The sequence below is a fragment of the Xanthomonas nasturtii genome (genome assembly GCF_023337365.3).
Taxonomy (GTDB): domain Bacteria; phylum Pseudomonadota; class Gammaproteobacteria; order Xanthomonadales; family Xanthomonadaceae; genus Xanthomonas; species Xanthomonas nasturtii.
This window is the reverse complement of the sequence record NZ_CP142084.2, coordinates 3,627,126-3,644,293: the sequence shown is the minus strand read 5'-3', so window position 1 is coordinate 3,644,293 and position 17,168 is coordinate 3,627,126. Positions and strand designations below refer to the sequence as shown.

General features: G+C 65.6%; 8 protein-coding genes. 6 read left to right on the top strand and 2 right to left on the bottom strand.

The genetic code is table 11. The features are described 5' to 3' along the window. Positions 1-3 precede the first annotated feature (3 nt). From M3O59_RS15835 to M3O59_RS15820, 4 genes are all read left to right on the top strand, one after another. The gene (locus M3O59_RS15835) at positions 4-2,691 is read left to right on the top strand and encodes a M1 family metallopeptidase (RefSeq protein ID WP_116905199.1); all 2,688 of its coding nucleotides are present in this window, start codon (positions 4-6) and stop codon (positions 2,689-2,691) included. Between the two features lie 67 nt (positions 2,692-2,758). Beyond that, positions 2,759-3,298 carry a GNAT family N-acetyltransferase gene (locus tag M3O59_RS15830; protein WP_116905254.1) on the top strand — a complete coding sequence of 180 codons (540 nt, stop codon included), beginning with the start codon at positions 2,759-2,761 and terminating at the stop codon, positions 3,296-3,298. A gap of 471 nt (positions 3,299-3,769) precedes the next feature. After that, positions 3,770-4,687 carry a TrmH family RNA methyltransferase gene (locus tag M3O59_RS15825; protein WP_116905198.1) on the top strand — a complete coding sequence of 306 codons (918 nt, stop codon included), beginning with the start codon at positions 3,770-3,772 and terminating at the stop codon, positions 4,685-4,687. Beyond that, positions 4,687-6,192 carry a carboxylesterase/lipase family protein gene (locus M3O59_RS15820; RefSeq protein WP_116905197.1) on the top strand — a complete coding sequence of 502 codons (1,506 nt, stop codon included), beginning with the start codon at positions 4,687-4,689 and terminating at the stop codon, positions 6,190-6,192. The genes M3O59_RS15825 and M3O59_RS15820 overlap by 1 nt, the downstream gene beginning before the upstream one ends. 41 nt (positions 6,193-6,233) lie before the next feature. On the opposite strand, the gene M3O59_RS15815 is transcribed toward M3O59_RS15820, so the two are convergent. After that, complete coding sequence (locus M3O59_RS15815) at positions 6,234-7,724, bottom strand: neprosin family prolyl endopeptidase (RefSeq protein ID WP_239686931.1); 1,491 nt, start codon at positions 7,722-7,724, stop codon at positions 6,234-6,236. Between the two features lie 292 nt (positions 7,725-8,016). After that, positions 8,017-9,984: a glycoside hydrolase family 97 protein gene (locus M3O59_RS15810; protein ID WP_249046895.1), complete on the bottom strand. Its 1,968-nt coding sequence runs from the start codon at positions 9,982-9,984 to the stop codon at positions 8,017-8,019. A 218-nt stretch (positions 9,985-10,202) separates the two neighbouring features. Between M3O59_RS15810 and M3O59_RS15805 the strand changes: the two genes are divergently transcribed. Continuing rightward, on the top strand, positions 10,203-13,670 hold the full coding sequence (locus tag M3O59_RS15805; RefSeq protein WP_249050274.1) for a glycosyl hydrolase 2 galactose-binding domain-containing protein: 3,468 nt from the start codon (positions 10,203-10,205) through the stop codon (positions 13,668-13,670). Positions 13,671-13,811: 141 nt separating this feature from the next. Next, positions 13,812-16,748, top strand: a complete 2,937-nt coding sequence (locus M3O59_RS15800) for a TonB-dependent receptor (protein ID WP_116905195.1) — start codon at positions 13,812-13,814, stop codon at positions 16,746-16,748. Positions 16,749-17,168 lie beyond the last annotated feature (420 nt).

Here is a 17,168-nt window from a genome sequence, read left to right as displayed (position 1 = left end):
CCCATGCGTCGTTTTGCCTGCCTGCTTGCTCCCTCTCTCCTGGCGTTGTGCTGCGGCACTGCGCTGGCGCAGTCCTCCGGCGAAGCCGTGCCTAACGGTCGCTTGCCGACCTGGGCGGTGCCGGAGCGCTACAGCCTGTCGTTCAAGATCGACCCGGAGCAGGCCGAGTTCAGCGGCCGCACCAGCATCCGCGTGCAGCTCAAGCAGGCCTCCGATCACCTCTGGCTGCATGGCAAGGAGTTGAAGGTCAGCAAGGTCACGATCACGCCAGCCCAGAGCAAGGGCAAAGCCAAGCCGCTGACCGCACGCTACGTGGAAGCCGATGCGCAGACCGGTGTGGTGCGGCTGGATTTCGGCCGCACGCTGCAGCCGCAGACGCTCACCGTCGACATCGTCTACAGCGCGCCGCTCAACCAGCAGCTGCAGGGCCTGTACCAGGTGAAGTACCAGGGCAAGGCGTATGCGATGACGCAGATGGAGCCGATCAGTGCGCGGTACGCGTTCCCGGGCTTCGACGAGCCTGCGTTCAAGACGCCATTCGACCTGAGCCTGACCGTGCCCAGCGACGACCAGGCGTTGGCCAACACCATCGCCACCTCGACCCAGCCGGCCGGCAAGGGCTGGAAGACGGTGACCTTCGCACCGACCGTGCCGCTGCCCACCTATCTGGTTGCGTACGCCGCCGGCCCGTGGGACGTGGTGGACGTGGCGCCAATGCCGGCCACCCCGCAGCGGCCCAACCCCACGCCGTTGCGTGGCATCGCCGCCCAGGGCCAGGGCCCGCGCATTACCCCCGCGCTGGACCAGACCCCGGCCATCATCGCCGCGCTGGAGGACTATTACGCCTTCGGCTACCCGTTCGACAAACTCGATCTGGTCGCCGCGCCGGATTTCAGTGCCGGCGCGATGGAAAACCCCGGCTTTGTCACCTTCCGCGATTGGCTGCTGTTGCTGGACAAGGACTCGCCGGCGGTGAACGTGCAGCGCTCGTTCAACACCAACGCACATGAGTTGGCCCACCAGTGGACCGGTGATGCCGTGACCATGGCGTGGTGGGACGACCTGTGGTTGAACGAAGCGTTCGCCACCTGGATGCAGCAGAAGATCACCATGCGGCTGCACCCGGAATATCGCGCCAATCTGGACCGCATCACCGGCGCGCAATATGCGATGAACAACGACAGCCTGGTCAGCGCGCGCAAGATCCGCCAGCCGATCACCGGCAACGGCGATATCGAAACCGCCTTCGACGGCATCACCTATCAGAAAGGTGCGGCAGTGCTGGCGATGTTCGAAGCCTTCGTCGGCGAAGACGTCTTTCGCGAAGGCATGCGCGCCTATATCGCCAAGCACAAGTTTGCCAACGCCACCGCCGACGATCTGGTCGATGCGATCGCCGATGCCGCCGGCAAGGGCGCCGATTTCAAGGCCGCCTTCCGCAGCTTCCTCAATCAGCCGGGCGTACCGTATCTGCAGACCCAGGTGGCACGCGAAGACGGCAAGACGGTGGTCAAGCTGCAACAGCAGCGCTACCTGCCGCTGGGCTCAACCGGCTCCACCGCGCAGCAATGGGGTGTGCCGGTCTGCGTGAAGTACGGCAAGGGCAGGAACCAGGTCGGCACTGCCTGCCAGATGCTCGCAGACGCCAGTGGCAGCATCGTGCTGGAAGGCGCCGGCAAGAACACCTGGGTGTTCCCCAACGCGCGCGGCGCCGGCTATTACCGTTTCAGCCTGCCGAAGCAGCAGCTGGCGGCGCTGGGCAAGCAGATCGGCCAGCTCGACGAAAACGAACAGCTTGCCTACGCCGATGCGATCGATGCGGCTTACCGCCACGGCGATGCCGACAGCGATGCGGTGCTGGCCGCGATCAAGCAGCTGGCGCCGGCTGCGTCGGCCGAGGTGTCCACCGCGCTGGTGGACCGCCTCGTGTGGATCTGGCAATACCAGGCCAGCACCGATGCGCAGCGCGGCGCATTGCGCAAGGTGGCCGAGCAGGCCTACCTGCCGCGCCTGCGTCAATTGGGGTACACGCGGCGCAGCGGCGAATCGGTCGACGATGTCGCATTGCGCAGCGCGTTGAGCAGCCTGTTTGGCCTGCGCCTGCAGACGCCGGAGGTGCGCAAGGCCTTGCTCGCCCAGGGCGATGCCGTGCTGGCCGGCGGCAACGGCGCGCTGGACTTCTCTGCGGCCAATCCCGACCTGCTCGGCAGCGCACTGGCAGTGACCGTGCAGGAACGTGGGCAGGCCGCGGTGGATGCCTTGATCGCGGCGCTCCGCACCCAGGCCGACCCGGCGCAGCGCAACGCGATGATCGATGGGCTGGGCACGGTGCAGGACCCGGCATTGCTCAAGCAGGTGCGGGATTTCGCGCTCACCGATGCGATCAAGGTCGGCGAAATGAAGAGCCTGCTGCGGCGTGGTCATGCCGTGCAGGCATCGCATGCGTCGATGTGGCCCTGGTTCACCGCCAACTTCGACCGCATCGTGCAACGCAGCGGCTCGTTCGACGGCGGCGGGTTGCCGGCACTGGGCGCGTCCGGCGGCTGCAGCGTGGAAGAGGCCGAGCGCATGGAGGCGTTCTTCAAGCCACGCCTGGGCAAGCTCAGTGGCGCCGACCGCGGAATGGCCCAGACCGGCGAAACCATCCGCCTGTGCGCCGCGCTGAAGCAGGCGCAAACCGCCACGCGGTGAGTTGCGGCGTGCGTCTGGCATGCGCAGTATTGGCACCGCCGATACTGCGCATGCCAGGACCCACCCGATGCATGAAATGCTGACGCTGCAGGAAGAAGGCTTCGTGCTGCGCCGCTGGCGTCAGGACGAGCTGGACGCCTTGCTGCAGCATGCCAACGACCCGCTGGTGCCGCGTGGATTGAGCGAACGATTTCCGCATCCGTATACACGTGCCGACGGTGAGGCGTTCCTGGCCGGGCGCGTGGTCGACCTGCAGCATCCGCTGCTGGCCATCGAGATCGATGGCCAGGCCTGCGGCACGATTGCGGTACGTCCAGGGCAGGGCGAGCGCCGCTTCTCGGCCGAGTTGGGCTATTGGATCGGCCGCACGCACTGGGGCCGCGGCTGGATGACACGCATCGTGGGCACCTATGTTGCCTGGGCGATGCAGGCCCTGCCGCTCTACCGCGTGCAGGCCACCGTTCTCGATACCAATCCCGCATCGGCTACGGTGTTGTTGCGCAATGGCTTCGTCGAAGAGGGTGTCAGCCGTTGCGCGCTGATGAAGCCGGACGGGCTGCACGACCTGCGTGTGTGCGCACGGGTGCGCCCGCCCGTTGATGCTTGAATGCCTGTTCGTGTTGTCTTGCCGTGCATCGTTGCATGCGCGTGATGCGATCAGCAGCAGGCAGATACCGCGTGCCCGAGAGTAGCTGACAAAACAACCGCGCTCGCCGCCAGGCGGGCGCGGGCGCGGCTGGTGCTGGTGTGGCATGTGCACTGCGTACAGTGCGGTTGCTGCGCACCGTCCACACCATCTGACGACTGCTCGCCAGGTGTGTTCTGCGCTTCGACAACGGCGCACTGAACCCGCACGCATTCCGTCGCTTCAACGCAGCCCCGCGACAGCACGGCAAGACGTCCACAACGCCCAGCCCGGCCGCCGTCTACGCCCCATCGCGCCAGTGGCTTACCATCGTCGTCATTGTTGCTGCGGCGGCGGCCCTGCCGGTGCTGCAGCACGACCAACACCACACTGCGAAAGGGGCCGAAACAACCTGTTCCGCACTGCAAGCAACAGCCACTTCTGGATACGACGATGACACAGCACGATGGACGCGGCGGACGGCCGCCACGCGATGGCGGCTCCGGCGCCTCGCACAACTCGTGGGGCCGCGCTGCGCCGCGCACACCTGCACCGCGCAGCGCCGCGCCCCGCGCGCCGGCGCAGCACACGCCTGCCACCGCGCCACCTGCCGCTGCAGCAGGCGGCAGTGCGCGCGAGGTGCGGCTGTACGGCATCAACGCAGTGCAGGCCGTGTTCAAGGCGCGCCCGCAGGCGCTACGCAAACTCTATTTGAGCGAAGCGCGCATTCCTCAGTTCAAGGCGCTGCTGGCCTGGTGCGTGACCCAGCGCATCGGCTATCGCGTGGTGGAAGACGCAGATCTGAGCAAGCTCGCCGCCAGTGCGCACCACGAAGGCGTGGTGGCCGAGGTGCTGCGCGTGGCGCCGCACCCCTTGCAGGAGTGGCTGGCCGCCTTGCCGCAGGGCCCGGTGCTGGCGCTGTGGCTGGATGGCGTGGGCAACCCGCATAACTTCGGCGCGATGCTGCGCTCGTCGGCGCACTTCGGTGTGGCCGGTCTGTTGTTGCCGGCCGGCTCCACGCTGGGCTTGTCCGGCGCGGCGGCACGCGTGGCCGAAGGGGGCGCCGAAGCGGTGCCGTTGGTGCAACTGCCCGACACCGCAACCGCAATGGCGCAATTGCGTCAGGCCGGTTTTGCGATTGCAGCCACCTTGGTCGACGGTGGCCAGGATGTGTTCGCCGCCGCGCTGCCGCAGCGGCTGGTGTACGTGATGGGCGCAGAAAGCGAAGGCATGGACCGCGACTTTGCGCGCGATTGCGACCTGCAGTTGTCGATCCGCGGCAGCGGCAAGGTGGAAAGCCTCAACGTGGCCTCGGCCACTGCCGTGTTCCAGGCCGCCTGGCACGCGCGCGTGCGCACCGGAGAACAGTGATGCTGCGTTTTTCTGCCGTGTTGCTTGTAACCAGCTGCGTGTTCAGCGTTAGCGCGTACGCCGCCACGCCTGCCGCACCGCCCGAGGTACGCACCGATCATGGCGCGTTGCGCGGCCAGTGGCAGGACGACGGCAGTGCGGTCTTCCGCGCGATTCCCTTCGCTGCGCCGCCGCTGGGCGCGCTGCGCTGGCGCCCGCCGCAGCCGATTGCGCCGTGGACGCAGGTGCGCGATGCCACCCAGGCCGCCACGCCATGCGTGCAGCCGGCGCTGGGCTGGAACGACGCCATGGCCAAGCGCGGCAGCGAAGATTGCCTCTATGTCCAAGTGCAGACACCGCAGCTGCATCCGGCCAGGCCGTTGCCGGTGTTCGTGTGGATCCACGGCGGCGCCAACGTGGCCGGTGGCGCCGATGGGCATCTGCCCACCAACCTGGTCGCGCAAGACATGCTGGTGGTGACGCTGCAATACCGGCTGGGTGCGCTGGGATTTCTGTCGCTGCCGGAACTGCGCGATGGCGACAACCAGGCTGCCGGCAACTACGCCTTGCTCGATCAGATCGCTGCCCTGCGGTGGGTGCGCGACAACATCGCGCAGTTCGGCGGCGACCCGGCGCGGGTCACCATTGCCGGGCAATCGGCCGGCGGCCAGGACGTGGGCCTGCTGATGCTCAGCCCATTGGCGCGCGGCCTGTTTTCGGCAGCGATCGAACAGAGCGGCACTGCCGGGTTCGGCTTGCCGGCACGCAGCCTGGAGGACAATCGCGCGCTGGGTGTCAGCATCGCCAAACGCGCAGGCATCGCGGATCCGGCAACACGGCTCGATCAACTGCGCGCGCTACCGGTGGAGCAGTTGCTCACGGCCGCGCAGGGCGTGGACGTGCCGGCGCTGGATGACGACGGTTACATCTGGCTGCAGGCGGTTGTCGATGGACGCGTGCTGCCGCGCGCGCCGGCCGAACTGTTGGCAAGCGGCGCGCAGGCCAAGGTGCCGCTGCTGATCGGCTACGTGGTGCAGGAACTCACCTATGGTGGCGAGCAAGGCGCGCAGGCGCGTCTGCGCCGCGACTATCCCGAGCGCGCCGATGCGGTGCTGCAGGCGCAACGCACGCACGCGGCGCAGCGTGCTGCGCGGCAGGGCAATGCGGCAATGCAGCTGTCCACCGATCTCACCTTCCGCTGCCCGGCAGTGACGGTGGCCCAGCACCAGGCCGCTCTCGGCGTGCCGGTGTGGCATTACGTGTTCGACACGGCTGCCCCCGGCGCGCAGGTCACGCATAGCGCCGAGTTGCCGTTCCTGTTCAAGAATCTGCCCATCGGCCAGCCGCCGGTGTCGCTGCAGCGCTATTGGGCTGCGTTCGTGCAGCGCGGTAACCCGAATGCCAAGGGCTTGCCTGCCTGGCCGGCGTTTGCGCCCGAGCATGCAGGATTGCAGTTCGATGCACGTGGCGTGCAGCCCATCAAGGACGCGCGCCCGGCCGTGTGTGCAGGGGTGGATTTGCCGTAGCCGATCGCGCGCACTGCCGCAGTGCGCGCGATCGCTTCACTTCAGCGTGCGCAGCCCGGGCCACCGAAATAGAAGCCGCCGTTCTGCATCTCCGGCGACAGGCTGGTGCGCGACACACCGCTGCCCAGTGCGTACGGATAGGTGTAACCCGCCAGTGCCAGCGTGTAGCAGGCCGGTTGCTCCACGTTGAGCGATGACAGGCGCTGTGCCGGCCGGGTCGCCATGCTGGCATCGCGGTAGAAGTGGTTGGCCTGAAAGGCGGCCTGGCGGTAACCGGCAGACGCGAACCGGCCACTGCCCATCGGTGCGCTGGGGCGGCCGTCCCAGGTGGAAATTTCACCACCGGCAGAGATGAAGATGTTGGCGCTGCCTTCGGCAATGTCGCCCGCGTAGAGCTCGGCCTTGTAGTAACCGATCCATTCGCCATTCAAGCCGAACCACCAATAGCCATCGGCATTGCGCTGGAATTCCACGTGCAGCATAGCTTGTTTGCCACCCGCACTACTGAAGCCGCCAGCGGGTGTGGCACCGAGAACGTTTGCGCTGCTGGTCTGCACGAAATCGGCGCAATCCAGATTGTGGCAACCGGTTTTGACATAACCGTCCTGGGTTGAATAAATAAACAGAAACGGCGTGTTGCCCCAGCCTGCGCCCGGCTGGGTTTGCCAGCCGGCTTCCAGGGTCTGTATCTGCCCTTGCGGGGTGTAGCCCCCCAACCAGATCTGGCTGATCGACTGCGCATCGTTGGCACGCACGGCCGGGATCCAGGTGTTGAGATCGGCACCCGCGCCGGTCACCGGCGACCCGGCGGTGTCCAGATAGATGGTGGAGTAGTAGTGCACCACCGATGCGGCGCCTTGCGCGGCTGGCGCGACGGGTGCGCGTGTGGCTGCGGCGATGCGCGGCGTGGTACCGCGCAGGAAGTCCTGCAGCGTCGCATGCTTGCTCATGTCGGCCAGGCCGATGCGTGCCAGCGGCACACTGCCGGCAGCGCAGCGCTGCGACGCTGGATCGGGGGCGCCCGGCGTCTTGGCCGGGGCGATGCTGGGCGGCAGCGCGATGAGGTCGCCGTTGCGTAGACCCGGTTGCTGAGCTTGGGGAATGCAGTCGAACACCTGCGTGCCCTCGTGCAGGCTGCTGGTCACGGTCAGCCCGTTGTAGCGGTTGAACAGGTAGCGCTGCATCTCGGCGAAGGCAGTCGGGTCGGCGACCTTTGCGGTAGCGCTACGCGTGGCGTAAGTGATTTGCACCTGAGCGTCCAGAAATTGCTTGAACCCGGCAGTGACCTGCGGAAACGCGCGCGATGCGGCGGCAGTGCTGTGGTGTACGGCATCGGCGTTGGCACCTGTCACCGATGCCGTGGCAGGTATGTGCGACAACGGCGGCATCAGCGCATCGATACTGCGGTCGCGGGCGGGAGAGATCGACGGTGGGACGAACGTGCTGGCAACGCCGGCAGGCGCCAATGCGCAAACGACGAGCGCAGCGATGGTGCGGTCGATGAGCATCGGCCGGGTGGGATGAAAGGTCATGCGAAATTCCCCTTGCGCCGGAACGAGACTGCCTGCACGCGGCGGACGTGCAGGGCAGTGCCGTCATTGCGCAGGCCTGGCGCTGCACGGTGGCATCCAGACCTGCGATGAGGGCGTGCGCATGCTAGCGGCTGCCACTGCGCACGCAGAAGCAAACATGCGTTGCGTGACATCACACACACGCAGAGCGCAATGCATTGCTCCGATGCCGTGTCGGAGGTCTCGCCCGTTCGTGCAGACGGCAGGTGCCGCTGCGCAAAGGTGCGTGAGGTCACGTCACTTGGGCATGGCTCTACTTACTTTTCTGCAGTCTGATTGCCGCGCCGCCGTTCGCTGCCAATGCCAATTGCAAGGTGTCGTCGCGGGTGAGCGTGCGGGTGTCGATACGCACGGCCGTCGGCGCCTGGCCATCGGCGTAGATGGTCGCCGTCCAGCTGCCCTTGCCCAGGAACGACAACGGCAATTGCATCGTGCGTGCCTGCTCGTTGGTCATCGCACCCACATACCAGTCCTTGCCGCTGCGTCGCGCCAGCGCGATGTGTTCGCCGATGGCGCCATCCAGTGCACGCGTTTCATCCCAGCTTGCAGGCACATCGCGCAAGAACTGCGCCGCCGGCACGTGTTCGTATTGCTCCGGGCTGTCGGCCACCACGGCGAACGGGCTCTCGTACACCACATACATCGCCAGCTGCTGCGCGCGCGTGGTCATCACCTGCGGGGCGATGTGCTGCATCTTGAATTCGGCAGGACGCACGTTACGGAAGCCACCTGGCGTGTAGTCCATCGGCCCGAGCAACATGCGCGTAAACGGCAGCGTGAGGTTGTGGGTGGCGGTGATGCGCGTGGTCCACTTGTTGTATTCGGCGCCGAGCACGCCCTCCTGGGTGAGGTAGTTCGGGTAGGTGCGAGTCAGGCCGGTGGGGTGATACGCACCGTGCAGATCCACCAGCAACTTGTGCGCGGCAGCCTTGCTCAGCAGGCGATGGTAGAAGTCCACCATCTGCTGATCGTCGCGGTCCATGAAATCCACCTTGATGCCCTTGATGCCGAGTTGCTGGTACCAGGCCAGCGCCTCGTCCATGTGCGCATCGAGCGCGCGCCAGTGCGCCCACAGCCACAGCCCCACATCGCGTTTGCGTGCGTAGGTCACCAGGCCTTGCAGGTCGAGTTGCTCCACCGGGCGACGGATATCCGCATCGCTGTTGTATTGCCCATCGCCGGTGCTGCCGTAATACCAGCCGTCGTCGATCAGCATGTACTGCAGCTTCAACTGCTGTGCGTGATCGATGTAGCGCTGGATGGTGGCGGTATTCATGCCGGGATTGGTCACCCCGCTGGCCAGGCTGCCCGACCACCAATCCCACGCCGATTTGCCGGCGCGGACCCAACCTGCATCGAAAGCAGGTGGTGGGTTGAGGGCGGAAATCAGGTTGGATTCGATCAGGCTCGCCGGGTTGTCGGCCAGCATGATGACGCGCCAGGGCGTTGCAAAATCGCCGCCTTTGGCATCGATGCTGACCGCCAGCTTGGGGTCGTCCAGGCGCGGCGACAGTTTTGCCGACACGCCCAGCCCGCCATCGGCACGGCCGGTGAGATACAGGCCGGCGTAATCGCGCAGGTTCGCTTCGCCGATCGCAAGCGTGGTGCCATTGGCATCGGTCTGGCACACCAGCGGCAGTTCGAGCAGATTGTGCGGACGCAATCGGGATGCGGCGATCGCGTCGTATTCGCCCTCGTGGCTGGTTCCGAAACGGCCCAGATTCAATGTCCAGCAGTGGTAATCGCGTGGGAACGCGAAGCTGGTGAGCTCGTCGCGAATGCGCACCTGGCCTGCATCCGGGAGCACGTAACGCAGCGCCACGCCATCGTCATACGCACGCAGTTCGATGCTGAGCTTGCGGTGTTGCGCATCGGCCAGTTGCACGCGCAGTTCGCGGTAGTGGTCGCGTGCCTGCCGCGTTTTTCCAACCGCCAGGGTAAATCGGCTGTCATGCAATTCGGTTGTGCTGCCTTGCAGCGTCATGTCGTGGCCGAGCTTGTTGGCGGGTCCCAGGTCCAGTCCCAGCGGTGCATCGTCGAGCACCAGCGTGTTGCGATACAGCACGCGATAGCTGGGCACACCGCCCTCGCGCAGGGTGAATTCCACGTGCGTGCGTGCATCGGGCGATTGCACGCGCAAGCTTTGTGCTGCAACGGGCGCAGCCATCAAACACCACAACGCGCATGCCGCCGGTAGTGCGGACTGGATCAGGTTTCGCATGGTTCCCTCCTCCTGGAATTGCCAACCCTAACGCAGAAAGGTTGTTGTCGATATCCAGCTGGGGTAACGTTACCTCGCACCATGGCCGCTGAAACAGGGGCGGCAGCCACGGGCTGCATCACCAAGCGCGATCGACGCAGTGTCCAGATGGACGCTGGTCGGTTGCACGGACGTGGTGTGCACCGTTGCGTGGCAGTAGAGCTTGGGAGAGGCCTCTAATGCTGATGGTTCGCAAGGCGTTCCGCCGTGGAGCGCTGTGGTTGTTGTGTGGTTGCATGAGCTGGACGGCAGTGGAGGCTGCGCCCGCCGATGCGAATCCGCCGGGGCCTTACGATGTCCGCGTGCTTGCGGGCGGGATGGGGCTGGCAAAGAAACTCGCCGCAGATGCACCGCTGTTGTCCGCCAACGCGGACTGGAGCCTGTCGGCGTGGGTGCGCCCGTCGCGTGCTAGCACAGGGCCGGCCCTGATTGCCGGTGTCGGCGATCCCAAGGACGCGGGCCGCTACTTCGCGATCGATGCCGGCACGCTCGGCTTTGTGCAGGGTGCCGATAGCGTGCTGCGCAGCAAGCAGGCGCTGCATGCAGGCGAGTGGACGCAGGTGGCCGCCGTGGCCCATGGCGGTCGTCTGACGCTGTACGCCAACGGCCGCCAGGTGGCCAGCGGCGCCGCCCGGCAACGTGCAGTGGCGCCGGTGCTGATGTTCGGCCCGCGCGAGCAGCCTGCCGCTTACACGCAGCACTTCGGTGGCGAGATCGCCGGCTTCACCGCGCACGCGCAGGCACTGGAGGCGCCCGCCGTCGCGCAGCTGGCCGCACGCACGCCGGACCCGGCGCTGCAGCGCTTCGAGGATGCATCCCCGGCGTGGCAGGTACAGGTCAAGCAGATGGCCGGGCAGGTGGCGCCACAGGCGCCCGCAACGTTGCCGCGCAGTGCAGCGGCGTTTTCTGCGCCGGTAGCCAAGCCGGTGCCGAACACGCCGGCATTGCAGCCGCTGGATGCCGCTGCGTGGCGGGTGGGTGCGTGGCAGCTGGCCGCTGCGCCGGATCTCGGGTCCGCCACCGGCGCCACGTTGTCGCGTGGCGACGCGGCGGGTGGCAGCGCCTGGCGTGTGGCCACGGTGCCGGGCACGGTGCTCACCACGCTGGTCGATCGCGGCGTGTACCCGGATCCGGATATCGGCCTCAACAACATGGCCATTCCCGAATCGCTGAGCCGGCAGGACTGGTGGTACCGCAGCAGTTTCGCTCTGCCTGCCGATGCGCACGGCAAGCGGCTGGAGCTGCTGTTCAACGGCATCAACTATGCGGGCGAAATCTGGGTCAACGGCACGCAGGTCGGGCGCACGCGCGGTGCATTCGCACGCGGTCGCTTCGATGTCAGCAAGCAGCTCAAGCCCGGCCGCAATGTCGTCGCGGTGCGCGTGTCGCCACCGCCGCATCCGGGCATTGCGCATGAGCAGTCGATGACCGCCGGCGTCGGCGAAAACGGCGGCGTGCAGGCGCTGGACGGGCCCACCTTCATCGCCAGCGAGGGCTGGGACTGGATTCCGGCCGTGCGCGACCGTAACGCCGGTCTGTGGCAGGACGTGCAGCTGCATGCCACCGGGCCGGTCACCATCGGCGATACCCAGGTGGTCACCGCGCGCCTGGCGCCGGATCACCGCCGCGCCGAGCTCGAAATCAGCGTGCCGCTGCGCAACGACGGTGCTGCGCCCGTGCAGGGTACCGTGCAGTTGGCCATTGGCGATGTGCGCATCCAGCGCGAGGTCAACGTGCCGGCGGGCGGTACCACGCTCAAGCTCACCGCCGGCGACACCCCGCAGCTGATCATCGCCAACCCACGCCTGTGGTGGCCCAACGGCTACGGCGAGCCGGCGCTGTACACCCTGCAGGTGGGGGTGGAGGTTGCCGGTGCGCGTTCGGACACGCAGCAGTTGCGCTTCGGCATTCGCGAGGTCACCTACGAGTTGTCGTTGTTCGATGAGGATGGGGCGCTGCGGCGGGTGCTGGTGGATTTCAACAAGACGCGTCTGCGTGGCGAGCGCATTGTGGATGCGCGCCACAGCGCGATCCGCCCCGTGCCCGGTGGCGATGCGCAATCGTTCTATCCCGGTGCGGCCGTGTCGCCGGCGGTTACGCCGCTGAAGGATGACGCGCTTGCGCCTTACCTGGCCCTGCGTATCAATGGCGTGCGGATTGCGGTGAAGGGCGGCAACTGGGGCATGGACGATTGGCGCAAGCGGGTGTCGCGCGAGCGGCTTGAGCCGTACTTCCGCCTGCAGCGCGAGGCGCATTTCAACGTGGTGCGCAACTGGGTCGGGCAGAACACCGAAGCAAGCTTCTTCGAGCTGGCCGACGAATACGGCATGTTGGTGCTCAACGACTTCTGGCAATCCACGCAGAACTACAACATGGAGCCGGCCGACGCGGCGCTGTTCCTGGACAACGCGGCCGAGGTGATCAAGCGCTTCCGCAATCATCCCTCCATCGTGTTGTGGTTCGGCCGCAACGAAGGCGTGCCCGCGCCGATCCTCAACGAAGGCCTGGATGCGCTGGTCGCCGAACTGGACGGCACGCGCTGGTACACCGGCAGTTCCAACCAGGTCAATCTGCAGGGCAGCGGCCCGTACAACTACCGCGAGCCGGTGGCCTACTTCAATGCGTTGGCGCAGGGCTTTTCGGTGGAGGTGGGCACGCCGTCGTTCTCCACGCTGGAGTCATTCAAGGCTTCGATACCTGCTGCTGGCGATCAGTGGCCGATCGGCGATGCCTGGGCCTATCACGACTGGCACCAGTCCGGTAACGGCGACACCAACAGTTTCATGCGCACGCTCACCGACAAGCTGGGCGCACCCACCAGCCTGGCCGATTTCGAGCGCAAGGCGCAGCTGCTCAATTACGAAACGCATCGCGCCATCTTCGAAGGCTTCAACGCGCAGCTGTGGAGCAAGAACAGCGGGCGTCTGCTGTGGATGAGCCACCCGGCCTGGCCCAGCAACATGTGGCAGATCTACAGCCACGACTACGACACCCACGCCGCGTATTACGGCGTGCGCAATGCGGCAGAAACATTGCACGTGCAGATGAACCTGCCGGGGCACGAGGTGGTGGTGGTCAACAATGCTGCCGAGCCGGTGCGCTGGCTGCGCGTGCGTGCAGAGGTGTACGCCACCGATGGAAAACTGTTGCAGCAGCGCGAACAGGCGCTGGATGCCGCAGCGGTGGCAGTGTCGGCGCCGGTGCTGCAGTTGGCGCCGTTGTTGAAGGACACCAATGGCTTGGGCTTTGTGCGGCTGCAGTTGCTCGATCGCGACGCAGTGGTGCGTTCGCGCAACTTCTATTGGGTGGCGCGTGATGCGGCGGCGATGCGTGGGCTGGATGCGCTCACGCCAGTGCCGCTGCACCTCACCACGCAACTGCAGGAGGGCAACGAGGCCGTGCTGCGCGCTACCGTGCGCAACCCGTCGCAGCAGGTGGCCCTCAACACCAAGCTCACCCTGGTGGATGCGCAAGGCCAACGCATCCTGCCGGCGTACTACAGCGACAACTATCTGAGCCTGGTACCGGGCGAAGAACGCGTGGTGGAGATCCGCGGCCCGTCCGCTGCCACCTTGCGCAACGCCACGCTGCAACTGCGTGGCTGGAATGCCGAACCATCGACAGGCGTTGCCAACGGGCTTCCGTAGCGGCGTCTGCTTGTTGCCGCGCCGTGTCATGCACGGCGCTCGCACTGACGTACCACCTGGTGCGTCAGCCAACACCGCATTGCCGTGCCGGCAATGTCATTCGAAACGGTCGTGGATTGTCGTCATCCCTGGGAGGGGACCATGAAAAAGCTGCATTCGAACACCCGCCACACCCCATTGGCTGCCGCACTTGCGGCTGCGCTGACCCTGCTTGCCGGCGGCGCAAGCGCGCAGGACACCGCCAACACCGCAGGCGTCACCGACCTGGACAAGGTCATGGTCAAGGGCGTGCGCGGCGCGCAGGCCGAGGCCATCGAAAACAAGCGCAGCGCCGCGCAGATCATCGATTCGATCTCGGCCGAAGACATCGGCAAGTTGCCCGACGTCACCATCACCGATTCGCTGCAGCGCGTGCCCGGCGTGCAGATCCGGCGCTCGGCCGGCGAGGGCTCGCAGCTCAATATCCGCGGCATGCCGCAGGTGCAGACCACCATGAACGGCGAGCTGTATCTGAGCGCCGGTGGTGGCGATCAGTTCGGCCAACCCAACATCGGCCGCGCGCAGCCGGATTTCGTCGACATTCCGCCGACGTTGTTCAGTGGTGTGGATGTCATCAAGTCGCCCACCGCCGCCGATCTGGATGGCGGCATCAGCGGCACGGTGTCGCTGAAGACGCGGCGCCCGTTCGATCTACCCGAAGGCTGGACTTTCAGCGGCCAGGCCGAGGGCTCCTACGGCGACCGCGTGCAGGAACTCAACGAGTTGTATTCGGGGCTGGCCAGCTTCCGCACCGAGCGTTGGGGCGCCCTGCTGGCGGTGTCGTATTCGGACGCCACGCTGGAGAACAAGCACCCCAGCGTGTATTCCAACGGCGCGCAGAAATCCACCGAACAGAACGTCGGCTTTGACTTCAACGGCGACGGGCGCATCGGCAGCAATACCGATCCGTCCAACCTGCCGCGCGACTACTTCTACAACTGGGTGGCAACGGAACTGGACAACCGCAGCACCGACCGCCAGCGTACCGGCGTCAATGGCTCGTTTCAGTTCAACATCAACGACTCCTGGACGTTGCTGGCCGATGCGGCCTATACCAAGCTCGAAGATCACGACACCTCGGTGGCCGCGCAGCTGCACACCGGGTGGGCAACCAATCAATTGCAGCCCGGCTCGGTAGTCGATCCCAACGGTGTGCTGGAATACGGCCAGTTCCGCTACAACCGCTTCCAGGCACACTCGATGGCAGGCGTGGCCGATTCGGATTCGCTCAACACCAATCTGGAAGTGCGCTTCGACGACGGCGGCCCGTTCCGTGCATCGTTCCGTTGGGTGCACGGCGATGCGCAGCGCACCTACGACGAAGCGCGTGCCGATGCGGTGGTGACGCGTGGCGACCAGATCACGCGTGCTGGCGGCGTCACCCAATGGGCGAATGCCAATGGCCTGCCCACCGTGGACGCCTCGGTGGATTTCCGTGGCACCTACCCGGCGGTCAATCTCGGCACCGATGTGTCCAACCCGGACAACTGGCAGCTGATGTCCACCTGGGCACAGGGCAACAAGATCGAAGCGACGATGGACGCCTTCCGCGCCGACGGCACCTTCGAGTTCGATGAAGGCGTGGTGCGCGGCTTCCAGTTCGGCATTCGCTATGGCGAGCGCGAGGTCAAGCTGGACACTTATCGCTACCTGTCGCCGGTGTCCACCACCTGCGCCGATCCGAACCGCTCGCTGTATTACTTCAAGGATCCGTTGATCGTGGACACCTGCAGTGGTGTTTCGGAAGCGCGTCTGCTGCCGTTCAATTCGATTCCCGGCTACTGGGCGTACTTCAACGATTTCGATCCGCTCAAGGTCACCGGCCTGGGCAGCCAGGGCTTGCCGGCAATCAACCCGCAGGTCATGAAGGACCCGGTGGCGTATCTCAACAGCCTGTATCCGGGCAACGTGGCCTATCAGCAGGCTGCCGATTCGTACAAGGTCACCGAAAAGAGCACTGCGGCATATTTTCTTGCGAACCTGGAAGGTGGCACCGGCACTGCAGTGCCGTGGACGGCCAATATCGGTGCGCGCATCGTGCAGACCAAACTGGCGATCGACCAGTACCTGAGCAGCGGCAATGTGTTTATCGGCAATGTGGAATGGAATGGCGTCAGCCCGGCGATCGGCACCAACCGCTTGAACCGTCAATACACCGACGTGTTGCCCACCGCCAACCTGTCGCTGGACATCACCGACGCGCAGAAATTGCGTTTTGCGTACAACAAGGCTGTCGCACGGCAGGACCTGCCCGATCTCGGGCGCGGCCTGGTGAGCTTCTACGCCGTCAACGGCACGCCGCCGCGCAACCCGGCGCTGCCCTCCGATGCGGTGCTGTTCCTCAACGGCCGCTCGGGCAACCCGGATCTGGATCCGTACCGCGCCACCAACTACAACGCCTCGTGGGAATGGTATTTCTCCGATGCGTCGTTGATCAGCGTGGGCGCCTTCCTGATCGATGTGAAGTCGTTCCCGACCACGGTGACCAACATCGAACCGCAGCCCGACGCCGATGGCGTGATCCGCCTGGGCGGCCCGGTGGAGCGCATCGTCAACGGCGGCGGCGGCAAGATCAAGGGTTTCGAAATCGGCTACCAACAGGCGTTCGACTTCCTGCCGGGCTGGTTGAGCGGGTTCGGCACCAACATCAACTACACCTTCTCCGACGCCGACACCGACAACACCGATATCGAAGGCAACACGTTGCCCATCGGCGACAACTCCAAGCATCAGGCCAACGCGGTGCTGTGGTATCAAAAGGAAAAGCTGCAGGCGCGCGTGGCCTACAACTGGCGCAGCAAGCGCTTCAGTCAGGTCAACAGCGGTGCATGGGGCGATGAGCTGGCGATCTGGAACGATGACGTCGGCTACCTGGACGCGTCCTTCAGTTACGACGTCAACGACCATCTGACGCTCTACGCGCAAGCCACCAACCTCACCGGCGAAAGTGAGCGGCGTTACGCACAGTGGACCAACCACTACTACGACCAGAACATCTTCGAGCGCCGCTACTACGCGGGCCTGCGTCTGCGGTTTTGATGTGATGGCCTTATGCGATGCACTGATGTGCGACACGGCGCACCCTCGCGCCGTGTCGCACGCGCGGTTGCGTTCGTCCTCTCCAAGCGGTCATTGCGCGTTCTTCCCGTCGCCGTTTGATGCGGCGTTGCAATACGTTCGACGGTCACGTCGAACACCCTCCCATTCGGCCGCATCGTCGGGAAGCGATGTGGCCGTTTTTTTGTGCGTGATGGCACATGGGTTTGCGCAGTAATGCCTGCAGTTGAAATGCTGCTGCAGCCAGTCTCTGGATCTGTGTCCAACCGCAATGTTTGACGATTGTGTAGCGCAAAAAGGCGGCGTAGTCTCCGCATGGCGAGCCCGACATCCCAGCTCGCACATTCGCTCCCTGGAGATACTCCGCACACTCATGGAGGCAGTCGTTGCGACATCATTCGC

Excerpts from the sequence above, each read along its gene's own strand:
- M3O59_RS15825 (WP_116905198.1), top strand. The coding sequence starts at position 3,770 with ATGACACAGCACGATGGACGCGGCGGACGGCCGCCACGCGATGGCGGC.
- M3O59_RS15805 (WP_249050274.1), top strand. The coding sequence starts at position 10,203 with ATGCTGATGGTTCGCAAGGCGTTCCGCCGTGGAGCGCTGTGGTTGTTG.
- M3O59_RS15810 (WP_249046895.1), bottom strand. The coding sequence starts at position 9,984 with ATGCGAAACCTGATCCAGTCCGCACTACCGGCGGCATGCGCGTTGTGG.
- M3O59_RS15830 (WP_116905254.1), top strand. The coding sequence starts at position 2,759 with ATGCATGAAATGCTGACGCTGCAGGAAGAAGGCTTCGTGCTGCGCCGC.
- M3O59_RS15815 (WP_239686931.1), bottom strand. The coding sequence starts at position 7,724 with ATGACCTTTCATCCCACCCGGCCGATGCTCATCGACCGCACCATCGCT.
- M3O59_RS15800 (WP_116905195.1), top strand. The coding sequence starts at position 13,812 with ATGAAAAAGCTGCATTCGAACACCCGCCACACCCCATTGGCTGCCGCA.
- M3O59_RS15835 (WP_116905199.1), top strand. The coding sequence starts at position 4 with ATGCGTCGTTTTGCCTGCCTGCTTGCTCCCTCTCTCCTGGCGTTGTGC.
- M3O59_RS15820 (WP_116905197.1), top strand. The coding sequence starts at position 4,687 with ATGCTGCGTTTTTCTGCCGTGTTGCTTGTAACCAGCTGCGTGTTCAGC.